Source organism: Globicatella sanguinis (genome assembly GCF_002847845.2).
In the GTDB taxonomy this organism is placed as follows: Bacteria; Bacillota; Bacilli; order Lactobacillales; family Aerococcaceae; genus Globicatella; species Globicatella sanguinis.
The window spans coordinates 1,152,012-1,164,534 of sequence record NZ_CP126962.1; the positions used below are offsets into that span (position 1 = coordinate 1,152,012).

General features: G+C 36.8%; 8 protein-coding genes, 2 pseudogenes, 1 riboswitch and 1 other annotated feature. Of the genes and pseudogenes, 3 read left to right on the forward strand and 7 right to left on the reverse strand.

The genetic code is table 11. The annotated features are described in order from the left end of the window. Positions 1-113: 113 nt before the first annotated feature. The 3 genes and pseudogenes from istA to CYJ72_RS05000 all read left to right on the forward strand — a co-directional run. Complete coding sequence (gene istA / locus CYJ72_RS04990; protein ID WP_284629185.1) at positions 114-1,580, forward strand: IS21 family transposase; 1,467 nt, start codon at positions 114-116, stop codon at positions 1,578-1,580. Then, positions 1,577-2,335, forward strand: a complete 759-nt coding sequence (istB, locus tag CYJ72_RS04995; protein ID WP_071408384.1) for an IS21-like element helper ATPase IstB — start codon at positions 1,577-1,579, stop codon at positions 2,333-2,335. Before istA ends, istB begins: the two co-directional genes overlap by 4 nt. Before the next feature lie 69 nt (positions 2,336-2,404). After that, positions 2,405-2,731 (forward strand): annotated as a pseudogene (locus CYJ72_RS05000) (IS30 family transposase); the annotation flags it as partial. A 417-nt stretch (positions 2,732-3,148) separates the two neighbouring features. Here the strand turns inward: CYJ72_RS05000 and CYJ72_RS05005 are convergent. From CYJ72_RS05005 to CYJ72_RS05035, 7 genes and pseudogenes are all read right to left on the reverse strand, one after another. Beyond that, positions 3,149-3,547: an arsenate reductase/protein-tyrosine-phosphatase family protein gene (locus tag CYJ72_RS05005; protein WP_284630815.1), complete on the reverse strand. Its 399-nt coding sequence runs from the start codon at positions 3,545-3,547 to the stop codon at positions 3,149-3,151. 68 nt (positions 3,548-3,615) lie between these two features. After that, positions 3,616-3,822 (reverse strand): annotated as a pseudogene (locus CYJ72_RS05010) (DUF1905 domain-containing protein); the annotation flags it as partial. A gap of 598 nt (positions 3,823-4,420) precedes the next feature. Continuing rightward, positions 4,421-5,746 carry a magnesium transporter gene (gene mgtE / locus CYJ72_RS05015; protein WP_066124751.1) on the reverse strand — a complete coding sequence of 442 codons (1,326 nt, stop codon included), beginning with the start codon at positions 5,744-5,746 and terminating at the stop codon, positions 4,421-4,423. 172 nt (positions 5,747-5,918) lie between these two features. Beyond that, positions 5,919-6,075, reverse strand: a riboswitch (M-box (ykoK) riboswitch). A 442-nt stretch (positions 6,076-6,517) separates the two neighbouring features. Then, positions 6,518-7,864 (reverse strand): branched-chain amino acid transport system II carrier protein, encoded by a 1,347-nt coding sequence (gene brnQ, locus CYJ72_RS05020; RefSeq protein WP_101813286.1) that lies wholly within the window; start codon positions 7,862-7,864, stop codon positions 6,518-6,520. 56 nt (positions 7,865-7,920) lie between these two features. Further along, positions 7,921-8,140: a binding site (T-box leader), on the reverse strand. Positions 8,141-8,645: 505 nt separating this feature from the next. Then, on the reverse strand, positions 8,646-10,532 hold the full coding sequence (locus CYJ72_RS05025) for a PTS fructose transporter subunit IIABC (RefSeq protein ID WP_066124755.1): 1,887 nt from the start codon (positions 10,530-10,532) through the stop codon (positions 8,646-8,648). A gap of 13 nt (positions 10,533-10,545) precedes the next feature. Next, on the reverse strand, positions 10,546-11,451 hold the full coding sequence (gene pfkB / locus CYJ72_RS05030; protein WP_284630817.1) for a 1-phosphofructokinase: 906 nt from the start codon (positions 11,449-11,451) through the stop codon (positions 10,546-10,548). Beyond that, a complete protein-coding gene (locus CYJ72_RS05035) occupies positions 11,448-12,200 on the reverse strand; it encodes a DeoR/GlpR family DNA-binding transcription regulator (protein WP_066124760.1) in 753 nt (250 codons plus the stop codon). Before CYJ72_RS05035 ends, pfkB begins: the two co-directional genes overlap by 4 nt. Positions 12,201-12,523: the final 323 nt, after the last annotated feature.

Here is a 12,523-nt window from a genome sequence, read left to right on the forward strand (position 1 = left end):
AAGGGGCCAAAAATCGAAAGAATTGCAGCCGAAAAAGGGACCACCTGCAGTCAATTATCCGCTATAATATTTAGATAGAATTTTTATAGTGGAGGTTGCTTGGAGTGTTAAGTATGACTCTTGAATTTGAAATTATCAGTTGTTATCGTCGAGGAGAAACTAAAAGAGGAATTAGTCGTAAACTGGAGGTAGATAGAAAAACAGTCAGAAAAATTTGTGATGCTTATGACGAGACGCTAGTTAAACTGGGCAAAGCTGAAGACGACCAAGCCCTTGAACGTGCCACAGAGGAATTAGTGTTAAAGAGAAAGTATGATAGCTCTAACCGAAAGAAAACAGCCTTTACTCCAGAAGTAGAGGCAAGAATGAAGGAGTTGCTTGAAGAAGAAAAAGAGAAAACAAAAAGATTAGGTTCACATAAACAAGCTCTAACTGCCGTAGCTGTCGCTGAAATACTCAATGAGGAAGGCTATGATATTAAGTATCGAACGGTCGCTCACTATTGGGGACAATTGAATAAAAAGGCTAAGGAGGCTTTTATACGCCAAGAGTATGAATTAGGATCCCGAGTTGAATTTGACTTTGGAGAAGTTAAGCTGGAAATCAATGGAAAGGTGACAACACTTTACCTAGCGGTCTTTGCCAGCCCAGCTTCCGATTATTATTGGGCTTATTTATATACCCATCAGAAACAAGATGTTTTTCAAGACGCACATGTTCGCTTCTTTGAACAGGTAGGAGGTGTTTATTTAGAAGTTGTCTATGATAATATGCGTAACGTTGTTTCAAGATTTATTGGCAAAAGTGAAAAGGAGTTGAATGCTCGTCTGATTCAATTAGCTACTTATTATGGGTTTGATATCAACGTCACCAATTGTTTCAGCGGTAATGAGAAAGGAACAGTAGAAGGCAGGGTTAAAAAGGTGCGTCAAGCTTGTTTCACCAAAGTCTATCAGTTCGATAGTTTAGAAACAGCTTGTGACCATCTCCAATCCCAACTGGTAAAACTAAATGAAAGTAGCCAAATAGAAGCCGAAAAGGAACAGCTCTTATCTTATCGCCCACCTTTTGAATTAGCAGATTTCCATGAACTAAAGGTAAATCGTTATTCCGCTATTCATTATGAACGCAATCAGTATTCAGTACCCGATTACCTAGTTGGAAAAACTGTCCAAGTGAAAGCCTATCATGACCGCTTAGTTATCTATTCTAATGATCAAGAGGTCGCTAGGCATCAAAAAATAGAGGGTTCTCAAGGCTTCTGTCTCGATATCTTCCACTATATCAAAACTTTGAAAAAGAAGCCGGGGGCATTAAAGCATTCACATGCATTGAAGTATAACCCTGATTTGAAAATCCTCTATGAGAAATATTATAGCGATAAACCAAGAGATTTCCTAGAACTACTTGAAAAATATCAAGTTTTAAATCCTGAGGTTCGCATTCAAACCATTGAAGCCAGCCTTCTTTCTTCACTAGAAGAGCCCTCAATGGAGTCGAGTCAAGATGCCATCATCCAGCAGACTCAGCAGACTCTTCATCAATTCAATGACCTTTTCGGTTTGGAGGAAGTTATATGATGAAGATTGTTGAAGCAGCTAATGAGCTAAAATTGGCCTTTCTTAAAGAGAATCACCAGCAATTAATAAAAGAGTATCAAGCCAGAGGATTGAACATTGAAGAGGCCATCGAAGAATGGCTGAATGAAGAAGTGATGCATCGACGGGACCGTAGTCATCAAAGGCGAATCAAAGCGGCTAAATTTAATCAGAAGAAGTATTTGGTGGACTTTGATGACACAGTCTTTCAGGAGCCTGTTAGAAAGGAACTACGGAACTTAAAGACGTTACAATTTATTGAAGAAAAGGAGAATGCCATTTTTATAGGAAATCCAGGAACGGGTAAGACCCATTACAGTATTGGATTAGGGATGGAAGCTTGTTTAAAGGGTTATAATGTCTTATTTGTCAACGCCCCTAATCTAGTCATCCAGATGAAAGAGGCCGTCACTCAGAGTCAATTTTATCGTTTTAAGCAGCGCTTAAAGAAGGTAGATTTATTGATTATCGACGAACTTGGCTATTTATCCTTCGATGAATCGGGGGCTGAACTTATCTTTAATTTATTATCGAATCAGATAGGAAAGGGATCGGTGATTATTACCACTAATTTAACATTTGATCGTTGGCAAGAATGCTTTAAAGATCCTACTTTAACAGGAGCGCTTGTCGACCGTCTCGCTTACAAAGCCCATGTGGTAGATATGCGAGGAGAAAGTTACAGAATGAAGCAAACAAGCCTATGGAAAAAGGGACTAGAGAAAGGAGAAGATTAGCTCCTATTACCACTGCAAGGTGGTCCCTTTTTCGTCAGCAAAGTGGTCCCTTTTTCATTTGACATATACATACCGAGAAATTTATTTAAATCCATTACGTTTGATTGTGGAAAAGAATTTTCTGATTGGCAAGCCATTTCAAATGTCAATGACATCAATATTTACTTTGCTGATCCCGGTTGTCCGTCACAACGCGGCTTAAATGAACACTCTAATGGACTACTTCGAAGAGATGGGTTATCTAAGGGGATGGATTTTACCGATATATCGCAGGAAATACTCAGCCAAACAGCTCATTTCCGCAATGAAATTCCACGAAAATCATTAGGTTATCGAACGCCAATTGAAGTTTTTATCGATTGTTGTAAGGAACTTGGATGGATAGATGCTTTCTAATGCACACAATGTGTTTGTTAAGACAGTGAATCCATTGCGTAAGGCACCTGATTGTTAGAGCTTGACTTGGTGCCTAGCCCGGCATGATGATTTGGGGATGCTTTTTGGGTCTCCTACCCAAACCCTTTCCCCAACTCGCTATTCGCGAGTATCATACCGGAGCATCCAAGTAAAGCTCTAACGATTTAATGCATCAATTTGACTCACTACACTTGCCACAAATCTGACTTTGTGGAAACCTTAAAGTTAGTGGATAATTTATACTTGAACTTTCGAACAAGCATTTTAATTATCAATTAAACAAAAAGCAAACGTATTATGTGTTAGGTAAAAAATTCTAGCTTAATTTGACAATCAAAATAATAAAAAATCCTTTTTCTTCAAAACCAGAAAAAGGACAAATCTCTTTATATTATTCTATTTACTCAAATCTTCTTTTAATGATAATACTTTTTCCTCAATTTTAGCAATAATTTCTTTGAAGAATGCATCATCATGTCCCGTTGGATCTGCTAAATCCCAATCACCATCATAAGTTTTACCGATAAAAGGACAGCCTACCTCACAACCCATCGAATACGCTATATCCGGCATCGGTATTTCATCAACTAACTTAGAATGCTGAGTGGCTTCCATGTCGATGTTGTATAATTCTTTCATAATTCTGACAGCATCCTGGTTAATGTGCGGTTTAGTTTCAGTCCCGGCCGAATAACTTTCGAAAACATCGCTTGCGAAATGTTTTCCTAATGCTTCTGCAATTTGACTTCTACACGAATTATGGACACATATAAATGCTACTTTTTTCTTTTCCATTGAAACAACCTCCAATTTTTTAATTTACTCATATTCTTGAAGCGTTACTTCTTTCGTCAAACAACTATTTACACCCTTTCACGAATCGTAACTGACGCGATATCTCCTTCGGGTTTACCTAACTGTTGACGAATCGTTTTAAGGACTCCAATAATATAACAAGTCGAACCGTCTTTCTTTTTTACGCCTATATTAACAATACTCCCGTCATATGTTATACCATCAAAAGTAGCATGGACTTTTACTCGGCCTTTACCAAATTCTTGTCTTATATCGAGGCTTAGCAAAAACTTTTTAAATCCTGTTCAGGCATATCTATTTAATTCAAAGCGCAGTGGTTGAGTGGTCTCAATCTACGTCTTAATGAGGTTAGGTATTACTTTGATAAATTCAATCAAGTGATTGCTCGATATTTAATAGCGCAGTGGTTGAGTGGTCTCAAACTGCGTCTTAATGAGATTGAACATAAATTTGAAAAATTCAGTCAAATTAGTGCTTATTCATTAAAAGCGCAGTGGTTGACTGGCCTCAACCTGCGTCTTTCGACTTGTTTGAGTCCTACTCAACTGTGCGGGGGTAGGCCTACGAAGCGAAAATCATTCGATTTTCTACTTCTGGTCTACTCCCAACTGTGCGGGGGTAGGCCAACGAAGCGAAAATTATTCAATTTTCTACTTCTGGTCTACTCCCAACTGTGCGGGGGGAGGCAGACGAAGCGAAAATCAATTGATTTTCTACTTCTTGCCCACTCCCATTCGCTTCGGTAGAAAATTTCCCTACACTAATAATGATAGACTCATTTTAGTAAACAAATACTTAGATGATTATTCACCTGCAACTGTTACTATGACTAATTCTACTTGACATAAAGTCTTAAATACCTAATAAAAGGCTAGCAATTTCAAAATAGATAATTAAAGCGAAAGTATCAACAACCGTTGTAATCAATGGACCAGCCATGACCACTGGATCTTGTTTAAAGAATAATCCAATAAATGGCAATACAGCCCCAACCAGTTTAGCCATTACGATAGTACACATTAAGCTAAGTGATACAGTTAAATTAACCATTAGACTAACATGATCCATCATCCCAATTCGAATAACGTTAATGACAGCTAAGGTTAGCCCGACCATTAAGGCAATTCTTAATTCTTTCCAAACAATTTTTAAAATATCGCTACTATCCAATTCACCTAAAGTAAGCGAACGGATAATAACTGTTGTGGCTTGGCCACCAGCATTTCCACCACTATCCATTAACATTGGAATATAGGCTGCCAACACGACACTGGTTGAAATAATATCATCATATCTTTGAATAATATAACCAGTCATCGTCGCGGTAATCATTAATATCAAGAGCCATTTAATCCGTTTTAAAAAATGTGAATAGGCAGACTCTTCTAAATAGCCTTCATCGATATTAGCCACCCCTTGCATTTGGGCAATATCTTCAGAAAACTCTTCTTCAATGACATCTAAAACGGTCTCAGTTGAAATAACCCCTACTAAGCAACCTTCTTCATCAATAACGGGTAAAACAGCTAAGTGATATTTGTTCATTAATTTAGCCGCTTCTTCTTGGTCAGCTAATGTATTAATGGAAATAACATCGTGTTTGATTAACTCTGATAATGGTTGATCTTGATATCTTAAGAGATCCGCCACATTAATGAAGCCCTGTAATTGTTGGCTATGATTAACCACCCAAATGACTTGTAAATATTCTGCATCAAATTGAGCGGTCTTTACTTTTTCAATAATCGTCTCGAGCGTATCATTTTCATAACATTTAACTAACTCTACCCCCATAATAGAGCCGACACTTTCTTCTGGATAACCTAACACCTGATTAATTAACGGGCGTCTGTTCGCATCTATATGACGAATTAATCGTTTCACGATATTAGCAGGCACTTCACGCATAGTTTCAGCTAATTCAAACGAATCCAGATGTTGAATGACGGTCTCAAGCTCAGAATCACTTAAATGCTCGATCATTGCTTGTTTATAATCTGTTCCCAACTCAGCGAAAGCTTCTGACAATTGTTCTTTTTTAATAAGACGACTGATAAATAAGATTTCTTCTGTGTCAAGCTCTTCCATATAATGAGCCAAATCTACTTCATGCATTCTATTTAATTTTTTTGTTAAATCAAATAATTCTTTTTTGTTAAGTTCTAAAATTCCTTTCATACCAATACCTCAATTCATCATAAATTCGAGGTTTAGGTGAAGCTATTGATATGATACTGTACCTTTGTCCCTGGGGATATTCATCACTCTTCAAATAAACCACTCCTTTATTATAAATTTTGGCGAAAAAATAGTCTCCCTCTATAAAGGCAGACCAAAAAAATACTTAAACAATTAAAAAACCTAGTTCAAGCTTTAGCTCTGATAGGCGGTGAAATTACACTAGTCGTAACCTTAGCGATTACAACTGCTAACCAGCGAATAATGTCTCCATTTTTTTGCGGCGGTAACCCATATCCTATCAGTAGCCTCACCTACCTCGTACAAAGTATAACATAGCTGGATATTGTTTTCAACTATATCTTTCACATAAACACCATCATTAAAGCTTATAATTTAAAGGCTTTTCTGAAAATGATAACATATTTTCACTATCATAAAAACTTTTATAAAATGCATCACTTATACAAATATAAAAGAACCTGTCATTGTTATTTGACAAAAACTCTCTACCAATCTTATCGCGTCAAATAACAGTAAACCTGTAACATTTCCTTTTTGCGAGATTAAGAACAATTTACGCACAAACTATTTTTTCGTATTCAAATATAATTTCCGAAGCAATTATTTTGATTTCAAGTACAATTTTCAAAGCAACTATTGTCCGCATTCAAAAGACATCTTCGAAGCAATTATTTTTTTCACATTCAAGTAAAATTTTATAAAAAAATCTAGCCCCAAATAGATGTGACTAGATGATAAAAGTTATATTTATTTTTCTGTTAATCCTAAGCTTACACGCGCACTAGCAGCTGCGAATAATTTTTCAAGAAGCGTTAACACAACAACCGCTACAGCTGTTGGCACTAACCAAGAAAGTCCGTATTTTGCCATTGGGAAAGACGCTGATAAATCGGCCAAGTAAGGCAACTTCAAGCCAAATGAAACAAATAATAAATCAACTAGTGGTAAACCAACAGATAAAAATGCTGCTACAACATAGGTTAAACGTGAGTAATGCACCCAATCATGGGTAGCCCCTAATACAATCAATACAAGAGCAACTGGATAAATGACTGTTAATACTGGCACTGAGTAGGCTAATAAATTATTTAATCCAAAGTTCGCCATGACAAACGAGAAAACTGTCCAAACCACGACCCAAGCATGATAAGATAATTTTTTACCGAACAGAGTATGGAAATATTCACTACCACTGGTAATTAAACCAACGCAGGTTGTTAAGCAAGCTAAAGTAAAGATAAAGGCTAATAACACCGCTCCAAACTCACCAAATACTAATCTTGTCGATTCAGATAAGATAAAGGCACCATTTTCAGCACCGGCAAATTGTGTAGAAGTTACCATTCCAATTGTACTTAACATCGCATAAACTAAAAATAATACACACCCAGCTAAAATTCCGGCTTTTAAAGTATATCGTGTGACTTCGCTTCTATCTGTAATACCAAAGTTTTTAATAGCTAAACTCACCACGAAACCAAAGTTTAAGGCCGCAACAGCATCCATGGTGTTATAGCCTTCTAAAAATCCTTGAACGACCGCTGCTTGTTGATAATTACTAACAGGAGCAGCCACTTCCTTAGGTAAGAAAATTACTCGTAAAAACATTAGTAAGATTAAACTTAGTAAAGTAGGTGTTAAATACTTTCCTACTCTTTCAACTAATTTCGTTGGTTTTAAACAGATCCACATCGCGACACCAAAGAAGACTGCCGTATACAATAAACGGGCGACTAGCGGATTAAAATCACTAGGTAAATAAGGAGCAATTGCCATTTCAAATGGTACACTCCCCGCTCTAGGAATTCCAAGTCCTGGTCCAATCGATACGTAAATAGCGGTGGTAAAAACTAATGAAAACAAAGGACCTACGCGATTGGCTAAATTCGATAACCCGTCGGTCTTACCGACAACAATAGCTCCTACTACCGGAAAAACCACAGCTGTAATAGCAAAACTTAATAATGCGACTAGTGTCGTCGATCCAGCTTGATTTCCCAATAGGGGCGGGAAAATTAAATTGCCTGCACCAAAAAACAATCCAAATAGCATAATGCTAACTTGTAAAAACTGACTACGGGTTAATTTTTTCATTCTATTTCCTCCTAATTTTTCTTCTTAAAAAATAAAAAAATCCTTTGTCACGAATGACAAAGGACGAAATTATCGCGGTACCACCTTTTTTTCTTAACTAAATAAGCGCTCGAACATCAATCAATGTTGGGTAATGATAACGCCTACCACTGCGTCAACTCTTACTAAGTTTCGGAGTTGCATAAGAAAAAGGATTTTCAACTTACTTCGATATAAGCTCACACCCACCGCTTACTCTCTGAAATACTCCACAAGTTTACTCGTTTTTTCATGTTTTTAAGATTAAAATTATTTTAATACAGTTATAATAACACTCATTTTAGACGGTGTCAACCATCTTTTTTTATTTTCAGGCAAAAACTTTAACATTTCTTTAAATTTTAGTAGACGTTTGTTTGAAATGATTGATGGTGATGGAGACTGTCAATCTCCTCTACTTTCAAAGACTTCTTGTTTGATCTATCGACATAAATTATTAAACAAAGGTCAAGACACCACTGATTTTTTCAATAGAATATTTGAGATAGATCCACCTACTTCTTCTGCGAGTATCCACTCCATAGAATCTTTCAATAGAACTTCGCACCAGAAACCCCCTCTAACATTTACAATCGCTATTAACCAAATAAACGCTCGTTAGCTTTTGGCAACTGTAATTGCAATAGTTTAGCTCATATATGGTATCAACTCTCCTCTTAGTCAAAAAAACAGAAGCAAAATCATTGCCTCTGTTGTCATTTAGGAGTTGGTATTGATTGAAACGCTAAGTTATGATAACGAATTACTCGTTAATATTTTTCTTTAAGGTTCCTAAGATAAAGGCACCTACTATCGCACCTGCAATGACTGCTACTAAGTACATCACTGGATTTTCAACAACCCCAATGACCCAGATACCACCATGAGGCGCACGTAAAGAACATCCAAATAACATTGATAATAATCCAGCTAAACCTGAACCGACAACCATTGCAGGAATTACGCGTAATGGATCAGCTGCTGCAAAAGGAATCGCCCCTTCAGTAATGAATGACATCCCCATAATAATATTTGTTGGGATAGCTTGACGATCTTTTTCAGTATATTTATTTTTGAATAATAACATGGATAATGAAATAGCTAACGGCGGTACCATACCACCAGCCATTACTGCTGCCATTACTGCTGATGAACCTGACGCTAAAGAAGCTGTACCAAAGACATACGCCGCTTTGTTAACCGGTCCGCCCATATCCACTGCCATCATGGCACCTAATAAAGCACCTAATAATAACTTAGATGAATTACCCATGTTATTTAACCCATCTGTAATCATGGTATTTAATTGAGCTAATGGTGGATTTAATAATAATAGCATAATCGCACCAATACCTAAGATTCCAAATACTGGGAAAATTAACATCGGTTTAACCCCATCCATTGAACGTGGAAGTGGTTCTGTCACTTTACGTAATAATAAGATTAAGTAACCCGCAATAAATCCGGCTGCTAAGGCTCCTAAGAAACCAGCACCACCAGTATTAGCTAGGTAACCCCCTACCATCCCAACCATTAAACCTGGACGGTCGGCGATTGACATTCCAATATAACCCGCTAAAACAGGTAACATAAAGCTGAAGGCTGCTCCCCCAATTTGATTAAAGAAAGCTGCTAATGGTGTATTAGAACCAAAACTTGAAGGATCGATTGTATAATCATCTAGTAAGAAAGCTACCGCGATTAAAATCCCTCCACCAACAACGAATGGTAACATATGCGAAACACCATTCATTAAGTGTTTATAGAATTTTTGACCAACAGTTAGATTACTATCCTCTTCAGTAGCTGCTGTTGCTTGACCCGTCGCTTGATAAACAGGACGTGATTCATCTAAGACACGGTTAATTAATTCTGCTGGTTTGTTAATACCATCTGACACTTTGGTATCAACTAAACGTTTCCCATTGAAACGTGATTTATCCACTGCCACATCCGCTGCAATGATAACCCCTTTAGCATTAGCAATTTCAGCTGTCGTTAAAGCATTCTCAATTCCGGTTGAACCATGTGTTTCAACTTTAACATTGTAACCCATTTCTTTGGCTTTATTGATAATCCCTTCAGCTGCCATGTAAGTATGGGCAATTCCTGTTGGACAACCTGTAACTGCTACAATATCATAGCCAGTATTCGTGTCTTTGCCTAATACGCCTTGGAAATCTTCAGGGAATTTTTCTGCTTCTTTTTGATTAATCGTATTTAAAAATGTGGTCTTGTCTGTTGCTTTTAATAATGCGTTACGGAAGCTTTCATCCATTAACATCGTTGATAAACGTGATAATACTTTTAAGTGCTCATCGTTTGAATTCTCAGGTACCGCTATCATAAAGAATAAATTAGTTGGTGTGCCATCTAATGATTCATAGTTCGTGCCATTTGGTACCGTCATTGATACTAATTGTGGTTTTGAAACGCCTTTCGACTTCGCATGAGGAATCGCAATCCCTTCACCGATGCCTGTCGTACCTGAAGCTTCACGAATTTTTAAGTCTTCAATATATTGGGCTTTATCCGTTAAAGCACCTGTCTTTTCCATCAAATCTGCTAAACGATGAATGATTTCATCTTTGGTGCCAGCTGCTTGTCCTAAGCTAATGCCGACTGGTTGCAATAATTCTGTAATTTTCATACTAAACCCCTTCTTATAATTTATTATATATCGCCATAATTTCATCTTTAGTGCTTAAATTTTCTGAAAATGCTGTTGCACTACCACAGCTTACACCTAATTTGAACGCTTCAATCGGTGAATATTGATTCTTTAATCCATACATAAAACCAGCTACCATCGAGTCCCCTGACCCTACTGTATCAATTACTTCTCCTTTTGGTGCAGCTAAAAATAAACTGTCACCTTGACTTGATAAGAAATAAGCACCATCGCCACCCATCGAAACGATTATATTTTTGGCACCCATTTTTTGTAATTCCTTTGAATAGTGCTCAATTTGTTGCGGATCTTCAATCGTTACACCAAAGAAATCTTCTAGTTCTCGTAAATTGGGTTTTACCAAGGTTGGCCCATACGGTAGTGATAATTTTAAAGCTTCTCCAGTCGTATCAACCGCAATGGCCACCTCTTTATCCTTCAATAATTCCATAATTTCTGCATAGAATCCATTGCCTAATGAAGCTGGAATACTTCCTGATAAAAATAAATAATCGCCATTTTTTACGTCTTCTAATTTATTAATTAATTCTTGACGATCTGCTTCATTGATTGTTAAACCAGGACCATTAATCTCTGTTTCGACATCCGCTTTGATTTTCGTATTAATGCGAGTAAATCCTTCTTTGACCAAAATAAAATCACTTAATATTTTATCCTCATCACGTAACACACGTTCGATTTCTTTTCCGGTAAAACCAGCAATATAACCTAAGGCAATACTTCTTTCGCCTAAATTTTTCAAAATTTTACTGACATTGATGCCTTTACCACCGGCGCTAACGCTTTCAGCATCCATCCGGTTTGTTTCACCTGCTTCTACTTTTTCCAATCTTACGATGTGGTCTAAAGCTGGATTTAAAGTTAAAGTGTAAATCATAGTTCCTCCTCCAAAGTCGTCATGATGGCTTGTTCTGTCCCGTCAATTAATTGGTTAGTAATAATTTTCGCTTCAGTATCATGGCAAAACGTCACTTGCGACACTTTACCGACTTTACTATCATCGGCTAAAATCATCACTTCCTTGCACCGTTCAATCGCTGCTGTTTTAACCATCGCTTCATTGATATCAGGCGTTGTAAAACCAAACTCTTTATGCAAACCATTTGTTCCAAAAAAACCAACTGTAAAATTAAAGCGCCGTAAATATTCACTAGCTGCAATCCCGATAATCGAATCGGTGCTTAACTTAATTTCTCCTGGTAAAATAAAAACTTTATAATTTCGAGCTGACAAATCACGTGCAATTCCGATTGAATTGGTAACGAAAGTAACATTGGTAGTATTGATAAAAGAAACCATTGCTTCCACACTCGAACCCGCATCCATATATACAAAATCATTTTCCTTAATTTGTTGTGCGGCTAATTGACCAATTAAAATCTTTTCTTGAATTTTAACGGTCATCTTAGTATCCATTGCATCTTCAGTTGTAACGTAATCCGCAATCACAATCGATTTTGCACCACCAAAGATTTTTTTTATCTTTTTGGCTTCATCTAATTCATTTAAGTCTCGACGAACAGTCGCCAATGAAATATCTAAAGATTCGGCAATTTGATCCGTTTTAAGTGTTTTATGTCGATTGATTAGTTCTACTATCTTCGCTAAACGATCATCTTTTAACATATTGTCACCTCATTCTTGTGCTCATATTATCACGAAAAAATCAATAAGTCAATCGTTTTCAATCAAAATAAATCAATTTAACTCATGTTTGTTGCGATGTATCCGTTTAAAAAATCAAAAACAATCACTTATGGGTGGATTATGATCGTTAAGTATGTGCAAAATATCGTTTTTGGGGAAAAAAACCACCCGAAGGTGGTTTGTTTGCTAGTTATGATGAAATAAAATAGATGATATGACATACTTTGAACGGGAAAACGTAAGTTCTAAAATTAATTTGTCCACTTATATTTTGAATCCCCAGCTTATAATGATTGAAAATG